The organism is Candidatus Poriferisocius sp. (assembly GCF_965208355.1).
Taxonomy (GTDB): domain Bacteria; phylum Actinomycetota; class Acidimicrobiia; order Acidimicrobiales; family Bin134; genus Poriferisocius.
On record NZ_CBDBOM010000003.1, the window covers coordinates 345,754 to 360,703 of the forward strand.

General features: G+C 66.1%; 15 protein-coding genes and 1 tRNA gene. 6 read left to right on the forward strand and 10 right to left on the reverse strand.

Annotation, left to right across the window (positions count from 1 at the left end; genetic code table 11):
• Window positions 1–7: 7 nt before the first annotated feature.
• Genes ACOGXH_RS02915 through ACOGXH_RS02925 form a run of 3 tightly spaced genes read left to right on the forward strand, consistent with a single transcriptional unit; the run spans window position 8 to window position 3,692 of the window.
• Entirely contained in the window at window positions 8–1,822 is a 1,815-nt protein-coding gene (locus ACOGXH_RS02915; protein WP_419927618.1) for an ABC transporter substrate-binding protein, read from the forward strand.
• Window positions 1,823–1,875: 53 nt separating this feature from the next.
• On the forward strand, window positions 1,876–2,820 hold the full coding sequence (locus ACOGXH_RS02920) for an ABC transporter permease (RefSeq protein ID WP_419927619.1): 945 nt from the start codon (window positions 1,876–1,878) through the stop codon (window positions 2,818–2,820).
• A complete protein-coding gene (locus ACOGXH_RS02925) occupies window positions 2,817–3,692 on the forward strand; it encodes an ABC transporter permease (RefSeq protein ID WP_419927620.1) in 876 nt (291 codons plus the stop codon). Before ACOGXH_RS02920 ends, ACOGXH_RS02925 begins: the two co-directional genes overlap by 4 nt.
• A 13-nt stretch (window positions 3,693–3,705) precedes the next feature.
• On the opposite strand, the gene ACOGXH_RS02930 is transcribed toward ACOGXH_RS02925, so the two are convergent.
• From ACOGXH_RS02930 to ACOGXH_RS02950, 5 genes are all read right to left on the reverse strand, one after another.
• Window positions 3,706–4,659: a transglutaminase family protein gene (locus ACOGXH_RS02930; protein WP_419927621.1), complete on the reverse strand. Its 954-nt coding sequence runs from the start codon at window positions 4,657–4,659 to the stop codon at window positions 3,706–3,708.
• Complete coding sequence (locus tag ACOGXH_RS02935; protein WP_419927622.1) at window positions 4,656–5,675, reverse strand: alpha-E domain-containing protein; 1,020 nt, start codon at window positions 5,673–5,675, stop codon at window positions 4,656–4,658. Before ACOGXH_RS02935 ends, ACOGXH_RS02930 begins: the two co-directional genes overlap by 4 nt.
• A gap of 40 nt (window positions 5,676–5,715) precedes the next feature.
• Entirely contained in the window at window positions 5,716–7,173 is a 1,458-nt protein-coding gene (locus tag ACOGXH_RS02940) for a circularly permuted type 2 ATP-grasp protein (RefSeq protein WP_419927623.1), read from the reverse strand.
• Between the two features lie 49 nt (window positions 7,174–7,222).
• A tRNA-Pro gene (locus ACOGXH_RS02945) sits at window positions 7,223–7,297 on the reverse strand.
• Window positions 7,298–7,362: 65 nt separating this feature from the next.
• Entirely contained in the window at window positions 7,363–7,842 is a 480-nt protein-coding gene (locus tag ACOGXH_RS02950) for a CarD family transcriptional regulator (protein WP_419927624.1), read from the reverse strand.
• Between the two features lie 133 nt (window positions 7,843–7,975).
• Here ACOGXH_RS02950 and ACOGXH_RS02955 point away from each other — a divergent pair, with 133 nt between their 5' ends.
• A complete protein-coding gene (locus ACOGXH_RS02955; RefSeq protein WP_419927625.1) occupies window positions 7,976–8,998 on the forward strand; it encodes a hypothetical protein in 1,023 nt (340 codons plus the stop codon).
• 17 nt (window positions 8,999–9,015) lie between these two features.
• Here the strand turns inward: ACOGXH_RS02955 and ACOGXH_RS02960 are convergent, their stop codons facing one another.
• Window positions 9,016–9,729, reverse strand: a complete 714-nt coding sequence (locus tag ACOGXH_RS02960) for a DUF429 domain-containing protein (protein ID WP_419927626.1) — start codon at window positions 9,727–9,729, stop codon at window positions 9,016–9,018.
• Window positions 9,722–10,759: a glutaminyl-peptide cyclotransferase gene (locus ACOGXH_RS02965; protein ID WP_419927627.1), complete on the reverse strand. Its 1,038-nt coding sequence runs from the start codon at window positions 10,757–10,759 to the stop codon at window positions 9,722–9,724. The genes ACOGXH_RS02960 and ACOGXH_RS02965 overlap by 8 nt, the downstream gene beginning before the upstream one ends.
• Window positions 10,760–10,833: 74 nt before the next feature.
• On the opposite strand from ACOGXH_RS02965, the gene ACOGXH_RS02970 reads away from it, so the two are divergent.
• Window positions 10,834–11,919 (forward strand): acyl-CoA dehydrogenase family protein, encoded by a 1,086-nt coding sequence (locus ACOGXH_RS02970; RefSeq protein WP_419927628.1) that lies wholly within the window; start codon window positions 10,834–10,836, stop codon window positions 11,917–11,919.
• 4 nt (window positions 11,920–11,923) lie between these two features.
• Here ACOGXH_RS02970 and ACOGXH_RS02975 read toward each other — a convergent pair whose 3' ends face one another.
• Complete coding sequence (locus ACOGXH_RS02975) at window positions 11,924–12,787, reverse strand: PaaI family thioesterase (protein WP_419927629.1); 864 nt, start codon at window positions 12,785–12,787, stop codon at window positions 11,924–11,926.
• A gap of 22 nt (window positions 12,788–12,809) precedes the next feature.
• Between ACOGXH_RS02975 and ACOGXH_RS02980 the strand changes: the two genes are divergently transcribed.
• A complete protein-coding gene (locus tag ACOGXH_RS02980) occupies window positions 12,810–14,075 on the forward strand; it encodes a sulfotransferase family protein (protein ID WP_419927630.1) in 1,266 nt (421 codons plus the stop codon).
• Window positions 14,076–14,084: 9 nt separating this feature from the next.
• On the opposite strand, the gene ACOGXH_RS02985 is transcribed toward ACOGXH_RS02980, so the two are convergent.
• Window positions 14,085–14,432 (reverse strand): DUF5615 family PIN-like protein, encoded by a 348-nt coding sequence (locus ACOGXH_RS02985; RefSeq protein ID WP_419927631.1) that lies wholly within the window; start codon window positions 14,430–14,432, stop codon window positions 14,085–14,087.
• Entirely contained in the window at window positions 14,429–14,776 is a 348-nt protein-coding gene (locus tag ACOGXH_RS02990; protein ID WP_419927632.1) for a hypothetical protein, read from the reverse strand. Before ACOGXH_RS02990 ends, ACOGXH_RS02985 begins: the two co-directional genes overlap by 4 nt.
• Window positions 14,777–14,950 lie beyond the last annotated feature (174 nt).

The window sequence follows — 14,950 nt, forward strand, 5'->3', positions numbered from 1 at the left end:
TCGTGTCATGGCTGAACTTTGGCGGGTTTCGAAGCAAGCGCGGTGGCGGTGGCTGGCTCTGTTTTGCGCACTGACGCTGGTGGCCACAGCTTGCGGAGGCGGGAACGACGACGATGACGCCGGGGGCGGTGTGGCCGCGGAGGCCACCGTGGCTCCCGAGGCGCCCTCAGGGGATGACGGCGACGAGGCTCCCGCTCCCAGCGGAGACGATGGCGACGAAGCCCCCGCGCCCAGCACCGACGACGGCGGCGAGGAAGACGCGGGCACTACGGAAGACACCGCACCCGCCCCCGAAGCCGATGACACCGAAGCCCCCGAGGCTGCAATGGAGCCCCAGTACGGCGGCACGCTGATTGTGGGGTTGGAGGCCGAAACCACCAACGGCCTGAACCCGGTGAATGCCCAGGCCGCGGTGTCGGGCCACATCCTGTTCCGTGCGCTGTATGACACCCTGACGATTGAGGGTGACGACGGCCAGATAGTCCCCAACCTGCTGGAGAGCTTCACCTCCAACGACGACTTCACCGAGTGGACGCTGACCCTGCGTCCAGGACTTATGTTCCACGACGGGTCGCCGGCCGACGCAGCCGCGCTCAAACGGCATTTTGAGGAGCAGGCCAAGGGCACCCTCACCGGCATAATCGTCGGCGACTGGGAGATCCAGAACATCGAGGTCTTGGACGATGTGTCCATAAGGATGGTGTTCGGACGGCCGTATGCCGCCCTCCCCAGCTTCCTGACCAGCCATCTCGGCTACTTCGGAGCGCCGTCGATGCATGACTTGGGCCAAGAGGAGGCGGCCCGCAACCCCATCGGCACCGGTCCGTTCATGCTGGACGAGTGGATTCCCAACGATGCCACCCGCATGGTGCGGAACCCCAACTACTGGCGCACCGACGCCGAGGGCCGCCAGCTTCCCTACCTGGATGCTCTAGAGTTTCGGCCCATTCCCGATACCGATGCCCGGTATGCCGCGCTTCGGTCCGGCGACCTCGATGCCAGCAGTGTGAATGAAGGGCTCAGAGTCGACGACTACAACGAGGAGTTCAAGACCTACTGGCAGGAGGATCGATACGCCGAGACCACTTACCTGCTGTTGAACAACTCCCGAGCCCCGTTTGACAACGTGGAGTTCCGTCGGGCGATTGCCCAATGCACCGACCGCCAGACCTACAGCACCCTTCGCTGGGATGGGCAGGTTCCGGACAACGGCCCGTTCTCGCCCGGCACGCCCGGCTATCTGGAGGACACCGGGTTCCCGGGCTACGACCCCGGCGCCGGCAGTGCCGCCATTGCCAGCCTGGGCATAACCAATGTGGACTTGGGCACCACCAACGACCCGGCCAACCTCCTCAGCACCGAGTTGATTGCCTCGATGTGGGGTGACTGCGGGCTCGACGTGAACATCACCCAGGTGGACCAGGCCGAGCTGATCACCAACGCGGTGATCGGCAACTTCTCGGCATTCCTGTGGCGCCAACACGAGGGCTTTGGCGTGGCTCCGGAGCGGACATGGTGGCACAGCAAATTCGGTCTGGGGATCGCACTGAACTTCGGCCGCATCAACAACCCGGCGATTGACGCCGCACTGGATGAGGTTCTGACCACCACAGACCCCGATCGACTAAGGGAGCTGGCCGAGGACATCAACCGGGCCTTCGGCGAGAGCGCCCACTACATCTGGTTCTACAACTCCAACTGGCTATTCGCCACCTACGACCACGTACACGGGGTCGACAATCTCACCCTTGCCGACGGAGCTCGCCACGAGAGAATCTTTAGCGGCAGGGTCTTCTTGACCGAGACCTGGATCGAGCAGTAGCGACCGGCCTCGGCCTCGAAGGGCGCTAACCGGCCAAGGATTGGGAGAGGCCAGTGCTCCGGTTCTTCGGGATGCGCCTGGCCCAGCTTGCCCTGGTAGTGCTGGCGGTAACGCTGCTGTTCTACTGGATGCTGAACCTGCTTCCCGGCAACCCGTGTATTGCTGCCTTCGGCGGGGCGGCTACCGAGGAGCAGATTGCCGAGTGCGAGCAGGACCGCAACCTGGACGAGCCGGTCATCGTGCAATGGGCCAAGTGGGGCGGCGACGTGCTCACCGGCGACTTCGGCAAGTCGTACCTCACCGGGCGCTCTTTCGGCGAGGCCCTCAACACCGCACTCCCCCGCACCCTGCTCTTGTTGGCCTATTCCCAGGTTCTGGCGTTGGGCGCGGCCATACCCCTTGGCTTGTGGACCGGATACAAGCAGAACAGCGTGGGCGACAAGGTGGCCAGTGGAGGGGCGTTCGCGCTGTTGTCCACTCCGGTGTTCGTGCTCGGACTGGTGCTGATCCTTGTATTCGCGGTGAGGCTGGACTGGTTCGACTTGAGCGGCTACCAGCCGATCTCAGAGGGGTTGGGTGCCCATTTCAGGGTGATGTTCCTTCCCTCGATAACGCTGGCCGCCGGGCTGTTGCCCATCTATCTGAGACTGCTGCGAACTGACGTCATCGGCACGCTGCAAGAGGATTTCGTGGGGACGGCTCGGGCCAAGGGCCTGCCGGTGCGCCATGTGCTCATCCGCCACGTGCTGCGCCCGTCGAGCTTCACGCTGTTGACCATCTTTGGTATCCAGGCCGCCCAAGCGGTTAACGGGGCCATCGTGGTGGAGTTCCTGTTCGACCTCGACGGGGTCGGTTCGCTGCTGGTGAGCTGGGTGGCGGCCCGGGAGTTCCTGCTAGTGCAGACCCTGGTGGCGTTGATCGCGGCGGTCTTTGTGACCGTGACCACGATGGTCGACCTTCTCTACTCGGTGCTCGATCCTCGGATACGGCGAAAATGACCGACGCCCACACCACCGCCATCACGGGTTCCCAGCCCGACGTGGCTCCTCGCCGCCGCCGGCACAACGTTGCCCTGTGGGTGTCGGTGGGGTGGTTGGTACTGGTGATTGCCAGTGCCGTGCTGGCCCCGTGGCTGGGATTTCTGGACGACCCCCACAAGCCATTGTCCGGGCCGCCAGAAGAGGGTCCATCGTGGTCGAATTGGTTCGGCACCGATCAGCTCGGCCGGGACATGTTCGCCCGCTCGGTGTGGGGCGGTCGGTTGTCGCTGTCCATCGCAGGCCCGGCGGTGGGCATCGGGATCGTGGTGGGCGGAGTGCTGGGAGTGGTGGCCGGATACTTCGGCAAGTGGATCGACCTCGGAATCAGCAGCGTGGTCAACGTGGCGCTGGCCCTGCCCGCGCTGGTGTTCGCCCTGTTCATCGTGACCATGCTGGGCCAGAGCTACTTCAACGTCACCATCGCCGTGACCATCTTGACCATTCCGGCCATCGCCCGCATCGCCCGGGCCCAAGCGCTGCGGTTTGCCGCCCGGGAGTTCGTGACCGTGGCCGACATGATGGGGGCCCGCTGGCCCCGGTTGCTGTTCCGGGAAGTGCTGCCCAACGTGGTGCCGGCTTTGGCCTCCATCGCCTTTCTGGCTATGGGGATCGTGATCATCGCCGAGGGCAGCCTTTCGTTCATCGGGGTGAGCGTGGGCTCGCCCAGCATCACCTGGGGCAACATCTTGTCGGCCGGCAAGGGCAGGCTGGAGGATGCCCCCCACATCGCGTTGATCACCGGCGGGGTGATGTTCGTCACGCTTATGGCGCTGAACTTCGTGGGCGACGAGATGCTCCGGCGCCTCGACGTACGCGAGGCCCGCATCTAGCCCAACCCGGTTCTCACTGCTGTTGTTGCTGCTGCTGTTGCTGGCGGGTGCGAGGTGCTTGCACTTGCCGCTGGAGCGAGGGCTGCATTGGCGCCGCCGGCGGGCGGGCCGGATCCATCCGGCGGATCTCCACTGACGCCTCCACGGTGGGAGAGCCCGGACCGGAGTAGACGCCCCGCAGCGGGGGCACATCGTCGTAGTCGCGGCCGTGGCCGATCTTCACGTGCTGGCGGCCCACCGCCAGCTGGTTGGTGGGATCGAGCGGCAGCCAGCCCAAACCGGGAACGGCCGCCTCGAACCAGGCATGGGTCTGCACTCGGACGAGGTCGCCGTCGATGCTGCCGGTGCGGTCGTCGCTGGAGAAGAGGTAGCCCGACACATAGCGGGCTGGGATGCCGATGCTTCGGCACAGGGCCACGGCCAAGTGGGCGTAGTCCTGGCAGACGCCGACGCCCTTGGCCGCGATGTCGGCAATGGGCTCGCCGATATCGGTGGCGCCGGGTTCATAGGTGAGCTTGTCGCCGACGTACCGACTCACCTCCATCACTGCGCTGGCCACATTCGACCCGTTGGCCTCGGCAAGACTGCGGGCTGCTTGGGCTATGTCCTCGTTCCAGCTTGTGTGGTGGCTGCGCTTGAGGAACTCCTCGTGTCGATCGCGGAACCCCGGCACCTTCAGCGTCTCCAACGGCGGGCCGGTGGTGACCGGCGGCGGGTCTTGGGTCTCCACCGAAGCCTCGGCGGTGACCTCGAGGACGGTATGGGTGTCGGTGACGCCGAAATGGTCCACCCGAGTGCCCCAATAGTCGGTGAACGACAGCATCCTGGCCGACGGCTCGACGATCACCCGATAGTTCAGCAACTGCTGGCGCTCATCGGAGACCGGACAGGCTCGCATCTCGTTCTGGGACTCCCGCACCGGAGCGTCGAACGCGAACCTGGTGCGATAGCAGATGTCCAGCCTCACGACGACACCCCCGGCATGATGGCCTGGCTGTGGAGATCGAAGGATTCTGCGTTGCGGAAGAAGTGGTTGCCCACCAGTTTGGCCGCATCCCGCACTCCGTCTTCCAGAGCAGACAGATGACGGGGCAGGTCGCCCACCATGGTGTCGAAGTCGGCGTACTCCAGTTCGGAGCGGAGCTGGGCCAAACGCTGAAGAGGCGGGGGCCGGCCGTTGGCGGCCAGCGCTTCCACATGGGCCTCGCTGGCCCGCAGGCAATGGAGCACCGACCGGGGGAATGAGTCGTTGACCATGAGGAACCGGGCCACGTCAGAACCCACAGGAGACGACTGGCTGGCCCGCTGGTAGGCCTCCAGGGCCGACACCGACCGGAGGGTGAGGGCCATCTCGTCGTAGGACGATCCGTCGAGCTCGGGGTAGCGGACGCTGACCAATCGGCAGGTCATCAGCGCCCGCTCCAGCATCTGGCCCAACACCAAGAACCGGTAGCCCTCGCCCTGGGCCATCGACGAGCTGATGACGCCAGTGAGCGACTGGCAGCTCACCCGGATGAAGTCGAGGGTTTGGAACGGGTCTTGTTCCATGGCCGCCGGGAAGTCGCCTTGGCGGAGCCGCAGGTGGAACTCGTTGATCTGCTCCCACAGCTCTGAGGGGATCTGGTCTCGCAGAGATCGGAAGTTCTCCCTGGTTCGGCCGATGCAAAACGCCACCGACCCGGCCAACGCCGGTGAGGCCACCAGGCGGGTGGCCGCCGCTTGCACGTCGATGCCCAGCCCGGCCTCGCTGCGCAGCATGGGCGGCGACGGCGTCATGCTCTCGGCCATGGTCTCCACGTCTTGGGTGGGGGCGGGCACTTCCAGCCGCAGCGTGCGGATCAGGTTCTGCATCCGATCGATGGCCTGAGCTGGGCTCTCGGCCACGGTGCTGAGCAGGGTGGCCCGCACCATCCGGGCGGTGTCCTCGGCCCGCTCCAGGTAGCGGCCGGCCCAGAACATGTCCTCGGCGTGACGGGCCAGCATCAGCTTGGGTGTCCTGGTTCGCTTGCGTGTCGGGCCAGCATCAGCTTTGGGCTGCTTGATCGAGCTGGTCGGATTGGCCCAGCACCCAGGTGTCTTTGGATCCGCCACCTTGGGAGCTGTTCACGATCAGCGATCCCTCCCGCAGGGCCACCCGGGTGAGCCCGCCGGGTATCACCTCCACCTGCTCGCCGCTCAGGACAAACGGGCGCAGGTCGATGTGGCGGGGGGCGAATCCGTCGCCGCTCCATGCCGGCAGTCGGGACAGGTTCACCACCTCTTGGGCGATCCAGTTGCGGGGATCGGCCAGGATCTTGTCTCGGGCCTCGGCCAGCTCGGCATCGCTGGCCCGGGGGCCGATCACGATGCCGTAGCCGCCCGACTCAGCCACTGGCTTGACCACCAGTTGGTCGAGGCGCTTGAGCACCTCGTTTCGCTGGTCCTCCTCCCACAGCAGGTAGGTGTCGGCGTTGGGGATGATCGCCTCCTCGCCCAGGTAGTAGCGGATCATGTCGGGCACGTAGGCATAAACCGCCTTGTCGTCGCCCACTCCGTTGCCCACCGAGTTGGCAACCGACACCGTGCCGGCTCGGGCGGCGGCCATCAGGCCGGGCACCCCCAGGGTGGAGCTGGGGTTGAACACCACCGGGTCTAAGAAATCGTCGTCGATGCGGCGGTAGATCACGTCCACCCGCTCAAGGCCCCGAGTGGTGCGCATGGCCACAACGTGGTCGTCCACCACCAGATCGCGCCCCTCCACCAGCTCCACGCCCATGCTGCGGGCCAAAAAGGCGTGCTCGAAGTAGGCCGAGTTGAAGATGCCCGGGGTGAGCACCGCCACGGTGGGGTCGTCGCCACAGGCCGGCGGGGCGATGGACCGCAGGGCCCGCAGCAGCGACCGCCCGTAGTGGTCGACCGAGCGAACCGCCAGATCGGAGAAGGCGGCGGGCAACAGCTTGGTCATGGCGGCCCGGTTCTCGATCACATAAGAGATGCCGCTGGGGTTGCGCAGGTTGTCTTCCAGCACCCGGTAGGCGCCGTCGGCGTCGCGCACCAAGTCGATTCCGGCCACCAGGCAGCGCGCCCCCAGCGGGACCGACACGTTCATTGCCTCCCGCTCAAAGCCGGTGCATGAGGTGATCAGCCGGCGGGGGACGATTCCGTCGTTGATGATGGCCTGCTCGCCGGCGTAGATGTCGTCGAGGAAGCGGTTGAGGGCGGTGACCCGCTGGATCAGGCCCCGCTCCAGCATGGCCCACTCCTCGGCGTCGATCACCCGGGGGAACAGGTCCATGGGCCAGGTGCGCTCGGTGCCCTCATCGCCGCCGTACACCGTGAAGGTGATCCCCTGGCGGCGGAAAGACTCGTTGCGCTGGTTTTCGAGGGCCTTCACCTGTTCCGGCGTCAGCCGGTCGAACCATTCCTGCACCGGCCGATAGTGGTCCCGGGTGCGCCCGTGCTCGTCGACAGCCTCGTCGAAGAACCCAGGAGCGCCGGACATGGCCGCCATTCTAAGTGGTCGGGTTTCTCCGGCTTTCGTGTCGGAGGGGTCGGGCTGGCCGGATTTGAACCGGCGACCCCCTGCTCCCAAAGCAGGTGCGCTGACCAAACTGCGCCACAGCCCGTGTTGGGGGTAAGCGTACTCGTCGCCCTGGTGCCGGAGAGCAACTGGTTTTCCCGCCCAGCGGGATCAGGACAGGGCTTGCTCCACCCGGTCGAGGGCCTCGTCCTCAGACACGTTCAGCGAGAAGCTCAGTTCCGAAACCAGCACGTTGCGGGCCTTGGTGAACAGGCTCTTCTCACCAGCGGACAGGCCTTTGTTCTGGTCCCGCAGGGCCAGGTTCCGCACCACCTCGGCCACCTGGTAGACGTCGCCCGACTTGAGCTTCTCCTGGTGGTTCTTGAACCGGCGGCTCCAGTTGGCCGGCTCGCGCACGTCGCGCTTGCGGAGCACCTCGAACAGGTCTTCCACGTCCTCGGTGGAGATGGGCCACCGCATGCCCACCTCCTCGGCCTTGGCCACTGGAACCGACAGCACCATCTCGCCGTGGGCCATGCGAAGCACCAGGTATTCGGTCTTTTCTCCGAATGCCTCTTTCATCTCCCGCTTGACCACGGTGGCTGCTCCGTGGTGGGGGTAGACGACCTTGTCACCTTTTTTGAACGTCATTGTGCTCCGAGGGGCTCAGGGGAACCCCCTTAGGATGCCATCATCGGGCGCGGTTTCGCATCTTGGGTGCAATCTCCTTCTTTCCCGCCAAGCTCCATGCACAGCAACAGCCCAGCGACCAAGATGGGCGGGGATGGCTTCGCTTCGCACCGAGATAACCGAGATCGTCACCGGGCTGGGGATGCTGGGATTGTCGTCGGTGGACGAGGCGCTGGCCACTCGCCCCGATGCGGTGGTGGGGGTGGAGGACCGGCACTACGACAAGCTGATCGCCGCTCGGGCCGACGGCAAATACGAGTTGCAGTTTGAGGAGGCTTGGGCCAACGGTGTGGCCTTCGCCGACGCCGAAGACGGCCTGCGGGGGCGGCAGCCGAAGCGGGTGGAGTGGAAGGGTCCCCATCAGGCCCCCTCCTATGAGCAGACCCCGGCTGATCTGCGCATCGACCACGTGTATCTGGTGAGCTGCAAGTACGGGTCGAGCCTGCTGCACAACGTGGCGCCCGGGCACCTGTTCGAGCGGCTGCTGGCGGTGAGGCGAACCGGGGCGGGGGACTGGTATGCCGAGGTGGCCCTGGCCGAGTACCAGGCTCTCTACCAGGCCGCCCGCCAGTACCTGGCCAACCACGAGGAGGGGTTCGACGACCTGCCGCCGTCGGTCACCGACCTGGACGCCGACCAGCACAAGCGGCTCAAGCAGCCCTTCGCCCGCCGCTGGCCCGAATCGCTGACCGAGGCGGCCCATTGGTTCTCGGTGGCGGTGTCGCAGGCTTCCGCCGAGCGGTGGCTCAAGGCGCTGGGCCATCGGGCCACCCGTCGGGAGGAGGCGCTGTGGCGCCTGCTGCGGCTTCAGCCCGCGCCCTATTTCGTGTTGGGCACCGACCACCGCCGCCGTCCGGTGCGCTATCGGGTGGACACCCCGTGGGATTTTCGCCAGCGGTTCGCGTTCAAGTCGTTCGACGTGTGGCCCGAGGCCCGGGTGCAGCCGGTGGTGCGCTGGCGGGGCGACCTGATTGTCAAGGCCACCGACACCCCGGTGCACGTGGACGGCCATGTGGAGGTGCGCTGGAGCCACGGCCGCTTCCAGGGGTCGCCCGAAGCCAAGGTGTATCTCAAGACCCCCCACCTGGACACCCCCGGCTATACGGAGCTGTCGTAGCTGGCCTTGATCGGAAGTCAGGCCCAGATGGCCATCGGGTAGCCGGTTTCGTCGACTTCGCCCTGGCCCAATGTGATTGCGGTGCCGGTGGCCATGCGCCGAGCGGTCCAGGCCGCGGCGGTGGCGTCGAGCAGGTCATCGAGGGTGGCTCCCGACAGGGGTGGTGGTGCCGTGTCGAGATTGTCGAATTCCGGGGCCAGGGCAGTTTGGCGTTCAGCCTGGCCTGCCGGCTGGCGCTTGGATGCCGACATGGGCTGGCCGGCCAGCACCGCGAAGCTGGTCTCGGGGTGGACTTCGGCGGCTTGGGGCCGGGACTGCGGGGAGAGGTCGTCGGGAGTCAGCACGGCCCGCACCTCCCGCACTTTGGGGAGCAGGTGAAACGCCTGGATCGACAGGCCCCGGCCGGTGTCCTCTCTCGACAGCCGATTGGCCTCGGCGTGGTCGGCGGCGTCGAGCACGCCCAGCGGCGGGGTCCAGAACAGCGAGGAGCGGCGGGGGCCGAGGATTTCCCGGGCCTCGATGTCGGAGCGGCGCTTGTCCTGACCGGGAAGCCCGATGGGCATGTCCACTGCAATGGCCAGCATTCCTTGACTCCGGGCCTCAGCCCACACGTCGGCGAACGACGGCCGCAACGAGAACTCCACTGGTGAGCCCGGGTCGGCGCCGGTTGCTGCCATGACCCAGCCGCCCTTGGCCCCGTCCACTCCGGCGACCAGCGGGACATCACTCAAAACGGACCTCGAATATGGTGGGCCAGCGCTTGCCGGTGATGAGGAAAGTTCCGGTGTCGGGCCGGTAGGCGATGCCGTTGAGAACGTTGTTGCCGTCGGAGAGCGCTGGGTGGGGGCTGATGATCCCGGCCATATCGGCCTCGGCGACAATCGTGCCGGTGTCCGGATCGATGACCACGATACGGTCGGTGAGCCAGACGTTGGCCCACACGTCGTCGCCGATGCACTCCAGTTCGTTGAGCTGGTTCACCGGACTGCCGTCGGCAAGGGTGACCGCAACTGAGCCCATCGCCTCGAATGTGGAGGGGTGGCGGAAGGTGAGCGTGTTCGACCCGTCGCTCATCACCAGCCGGGTGCCGTCGTGGCACAGCCCCCAGCCCTCGCCGGAGTAGGAGAAGCTGCCGGCTTGCTCCAGGGTGTCCCGCTGGTACACCCCGGCGGTGCCCGCTTGCCAGGTGAGCCAAATGAGCTGGTCGTCGACCAGGGCCAGGCCTTCCCCGAAGTGCTGGGGGTCGGCCGATATTTCTTGGAGCACGCGGCCGGAGGGCAGGTCGATGATTCGCAATACGGATTGCCCTCGAAGTCCGGTGCTTTCGTAGAGCTGGCCGTCGAACCACAGGAATCCCTGGGTGAACGACGAGGTGTCATGGGGGTGGGTGGCCACCACCTGGTAGCTCAGCGATCCCGACCAGGCGGGCGACGGGGGTTCTGGGGCGGCCGTCGGTGTCGGGGTTGACGGGTTTGGGGTTGGTCGAGGGCTGGGGGGAGCGGTGGGAGGCGCTGTGGGTACCGGAGTTGGGGCGGGTGTGGCAACAGCCGTGGGTCGCGGGGATGTGGGGGCGGGGGTTGCGGGCACCGAGGTTGGAGGGACGGTGGTCGGTACGGCGGTGGCGAGGATGGCGGTAGGAGAGGGGGAGGCCGGTGCTTCCGCCGGCGCGGTGGCCACCGAGGTTGCCGCGGGAGGAGGCGCGTCGGAGCCGCAGGCCGCGAACAAGGCGACAGCGGCTAGCAGCCAGATCGCGATCCTCATCATGGGTTTACGAAGCAGAGCAGCCATTGTTGCTCAAATACGCCCCCCGGTCAGAGGGGTGCCACACTGAGCCGGTGGATTTCTCCTTGTCCGAGCAGGAGCAAGCGGTTGCCGATCTGAGCCGCCAGATATTGGGCGACTTGTCGACCCCGGAGCGGCACAAGCACCTGGAGGCCGACGGCACAACCCACGATGAAGATGTATGGGGGGAGCTGAGTGATGCCGGGCTGGTGGGTGTCTCCCTGCCGGAGGAGTGCGGCGGGGGAGGCTTAGGTTTCCTGGCCACCTGCCTGATGTTGGAGGAGGTCGGCCGGACCACGGCCCGGGTCCCCTTTCTGGCCCCAGTAGCGGCCATGGCGGTGGCCGAGTTCGATCCCGACGAAGACCTGTTGGATGAGATGGCCGAAGGATCGGCGCTGGTGTCGCCCGCGCTGGTGGAGCCGGGCCGCGATCCCGGCGAACCCTCGGCGACGGCGTCCGCAGCGGGCGATGGCTGGACGGTGAGCGGCACCAAGGAGATGGTCCCGTTCGCCGATCAGGCCGACTGCTTTCTGGTTCCCGCATCGACGGACCACGGCGTCGGGCTCTTCTTAGTGCGCAATGCCGCCCCTTCGGTTGAGGTTGTGCCCCAGGAGACCACCTCGGGGCTGGTCGAGGGGAAGGTGGTGCTGGTTGATGCTCCGGCTGATCGGCTGGGTACCGGGGTTGAAGCGGTGGAATGGCTGGTGCAGCGGTGTACCGCGGCGCTGAGCGCAGTGGCCGTGGGGGTGGTGAGCGAGGCGCTGGCGATCACCGCTGCCTACACCAGCGAGCGGGAGCAGTTCGGTCGGCCCATCGCCACCTTCCAGGCCGTCGGCCAGCGGGTGGGCGACGCCTACATCGACACCGAGGCCATCCGGCTCACCGCCCTGCAAGCGTGCTGGCGACTGGACCAGGGGTTGGAGGCATCGACCGAGGTGGCGGTGGCCAAATACTGGGCCGCCGATGGCGGCCAGCGGGTGGCCAACGCCGCCCAGCACCTCCACGGCGGGATGGGCGTGGACCGCGACTACCCGCTGTGGCGCTACTACGTGTGGGCCAAACACCTGGAGCTGTCGCTGGGCGGGGCTACTGCCCAGCTCCTGCGCATCGGCGACGCCCTCGCCGCCGGCACCGCCTGAGCTGCTACAGCACTGCGAACTGGATCACCGCGTAGCCGGCCAGGTGGCGGTCGCGCTGGGTGTCGACCAGCCTCACGATGGCCACCGCCCTTTGATCATCGTTGCGTATCAGCGTGGTCTGGGTCTGAGCCGGGCCGATCCGGGTCTGGTCCAAGAAGCGGTAGTTGAGGCTCATGGCGGCCACCGGGGCGCCCAGCGCCTCCTGGGCGGCAAGCTCGCCGGCGGCTTCCGCGGCCAAGATCATCACGCCCCCGGTGATGGTGCCGAAGCTGTTGCGCACATAGTCGGTCTTGGGAACCTGCACAACCCCCGCGGCGGCGTCCACCACGTCGAGCCCGATGGCATCCCACAGCGACGCGTCCCCGAATCCCGACGCGGCTAGCCCCAATTCGCGCCGCTCCATGGCCGGGTCCTGCAGTGGAGTCAGGTCGTCGTACCCCGGCCGGTTGGGGATCAGCGAGAAGGAGAGAATCGCCTGGCCGACGGGCTGGGCCTGATCGGGATCGTCGCTGCCGCAGCCGTCGGCCACGGTGGCGGCCACAGTGATCAGGCGCTGCCCGGCCCGCACCAGTCGACATGAGGCGATGAGAGGACCTTGGCGGGCAAAGCCAGATGCGGTGTACGACAAGTCCTGGGTGGCGATTCGATCGGGCAGCGCCTCGATCAGGGCGGTCAGCGCTCCTGCCGCGTCGGCCGTGACGCCGATGACGCCGAGGCGGGCGATGCCCGATGGGGTCAGCACGGCCGGGCAGAGCGGGACCCGGCTGATCGCCCAACCCCGCTCGGGCCGCTCGTTCACCATCTTGAGGTCGCGCAGAATGTGGTGCTCGGGGGGATAGTCGCTCGATGGCGGAGGGTTTTCCGGCATTGGGGGGTTAACCTACGCCACCATGAGCGAAGCCAAGCGGGACGTCAGGGCTACCGACAGGCGGTCGCTACCGCTGGTGGTGCGGGCGTTGAACGGCTATGGCCGCACCATTCGCCGGATTCGGCCCTCACATGGGCGGTTGAATGCCGATGCGTTGGTGAACAAGGCCCAGGAGTCGGCCAAGCTGGACGACTTCGGCCCTGACGGATGGCAGGAGGGGTTCGAGATCCTGGTGGACTCGGTCAACGACGAGGGGAATTTGAGCCAGCTGGGGCGGATGATCATGGGGGGATTGCTCGACACCACGCTCCAGATGCGGCTGCGGGTAGTGGATTGGGCCAATAGCCATCCCGATGTGGCCCGCGAGCAGGTCACCGCGCCGATCATCGTGAGCGGTCTGCCCCGCACCGGCACCACCCTGCTCAGCAACCTGCTGGATCTCGACCCTCAGAACCGATCGCTGCTGGGATGGGAATCGGCCGCGGTGGCCCCGCCGCCCACGCTTTCGAGCCACAAAGAGGACCCCCGCATCGCCGAATCGGTGAAGGACTCGGGCCAACTGTCCAAGCTGGCGCCCAGCGTGCAGGCCATGCACCCCATGGCGGCCACGCTGCCCACCGAGTGCGTGACGCTGCTGGGCGGGGAGTTCAAGTCGATCCACTTTGAGACCCAGGGCACGTTCGACTCCTACGGCACATTCTTCGAGACCTGCGACATGGTGCCGGCCTATGAGTTCCACCGTCTGTGCTTGCAGGTGCTGCAATCCGCCATCCCAACCCAGCGGTGGGCGCTGAAGACGCCGGGCCACATGTGGCACATGGCCGCGGTGTATGCCGTGTACCCCGATGCCCGGGTGGTGTGGACCCACCGCGACCCGCTCAAAGTGGTGGGGTCGGTGGCCAGCCTCAACAGCACCCTCCACGCCACCAACACCGATCAGGTGGACTTCGCCCGGGTAGGGCGAACCTGGCGGGACAAGTGCCTCCACGGCGTCAAGGTAGGCACCGAGTTCCGAGACCGGCAGGGGCCGAACGACACCGTGTTCGACCTCCAGTACGCCGAGCTCATGGACGACCCGGTGGGCTCAGTGGAGCGCATCTACCGCCACTTCAACATGGAGCTAGATGACTTGGGCCGACGCAGAATGTCCGCCTGGATGGACGAAAACCCCCAAGACCGCTTCGGCCGACACCGCTACACCCTCGACCAATTCGGCCTGGAAGTTGACGAAGTCCGCGAGCAGTTCGCCCACTACGTCGAGCGCTACCAGGTCCCGTCAGAGGGGTAGAAGGAGTCTTTAGGGCCAGTGGGGCCCGGGGTAGGGGTTGGGGTTTTCGCTGGCCCACTGGTGTAGGTGTCTCGCGAGGTGGTGGGGGAGTGCGCCACTGCGTGGGTGGTCAGATTTGCGGACCAATACCACGGGAACACAGGGGTCGTCGTTGGCGAGTCGTTGGGCGGCAATCGCTGCGAAGTCTGAGAAGTTCTCGGTCACCACTACTCGGCTTTGTTTGAGGGCTTCGGCATAGACCGACTCATCATCTGTTCCGGCGAGCCCGGCAGTAGCGACGCTGATGGCGTCATGACCCAGTGCGTTCAGCTCCTCCGCAGTCGATGGCGGCAGCATTTCGTCGATCAGCCACCTCAAGACGACAGCAAATTCTCGCGTTGCTCTATCCGGCTCCGGATCTGCTCAGCGGCCTGTTCATTCGCTTCGATGCGAGTGTCGATCTCCTCGGGGAAGGCGCTATAGAAATCTGCTGCCAAACCGACCATGCTCACCGACAAGTCGAGTTCCTCGGCAATGCCCTCGATGCGCTCCATGCCTCGGCCCGACCAACCCCGCAGGTCGCGGATGACTTCCCACACGTCTGGTCCGCCAACCAACCCCGCCCGTCGTCCTGTAGGACCGGGGCGGTAAACAACGCCAGGGAACTCTCGGGTCTTCAGCCCCTCGTCAAGCAGCGAGCTAACCAGAGACGTTGTTGACATGGATGCAGCCCGGCCCTCGGCTTCGAGGCGTTCCAATAGCTCATCTTCAAGGCGAAAAGAAGTAGGACGGGGCACAGCTCACCTCACCTGTTCTCTCATGTATTGAAGTTAGCACTACATTGAACTACATCACAATACACATTTCCGCAGAGGAAATTCTCCGAGCCTGGTTGG

What these genes read in the sequence shown, in the direction of transcription:
- ACOGXH_RS02915 (WP_419927618.1), top strand. Translation starts at nt 8, where the DNA reads ATGGCTGAACTTTGGCGGGTTTCGAAGCAAGCGCGGTGGCGGTGGCTG.
- ACOGXH_RS02925 (WP_419927620.1), top strand. Translation starts at nt 2,817, where the DNA reads ATGACCGACGCCCACACCACCGCCATCACGGGTTCCCAGCCCGACGTG.
- ACOGXH_RS02935 (WP_419927622.1), bottom strand. Translation starts at nt 5,675, where the DNA reads ATGCTGGCCCGTCACGCCGAGGACATGTTCTGGGCCGGCCGCTACCTG.
- ACOGXH_RS02940 (WP_419927623.1), bottom strand. Translation starts at nt 7,173, where the DNA reads ATGTCCGGCGCTCCTGGGTTCTTCGACGAGGCTGTCGACGAGCACGGG.
- ACOGXH_RS02950 (WP_419927624.1), bottom strand. Translation starts at nt 7,842, where the DNA reads ATGACGTTCAAAAAAGGTGACAAGGTCGTCTACCCCCACCACGGAGCA.
- ACOGXH_RS02955 (WP_419927625.1), top strand. Translation starts at nt 7,976, where the DNA reads ATGGCTTCGCTTCGCACCGAGATAACCGAGATCGTCACCGGGCTGGGG.
- ACOGXH_RS02965 (WP_419927627.1), bottom strand. Translation starts at nt 10,759, where the DNA reads ATGAGGATCGCGATCTGGCTGCTAGCCGCTGTCGCCTTGTTCGCGGCC.
- ACOGXH_RS02975 (WP_419927629.1), bottom strand. Translation starts at nt 12,787, where the DNA reads ATGCCGGAAAACCCTCCGCCATCGAGCGACTATCCCCCCGAGCACCAC.
- ACOGXH_RS02980 (WP_419927630.1), top strand. Translation starts at nt 12,810, where the DNA reads ATGAGCGAAGCCAAGCGGGACGTCAGGGCTACCGACAGGCGGTCGCTA.
- ACOGXH_RS02990 (WP_419927632.1), bottom strand. Translation starts at nt 14,776, where the DNA reads ATGTCAACAACGTCTCTGGTTAGCTCGCTGCTTGACGAGGGGCTGAAG.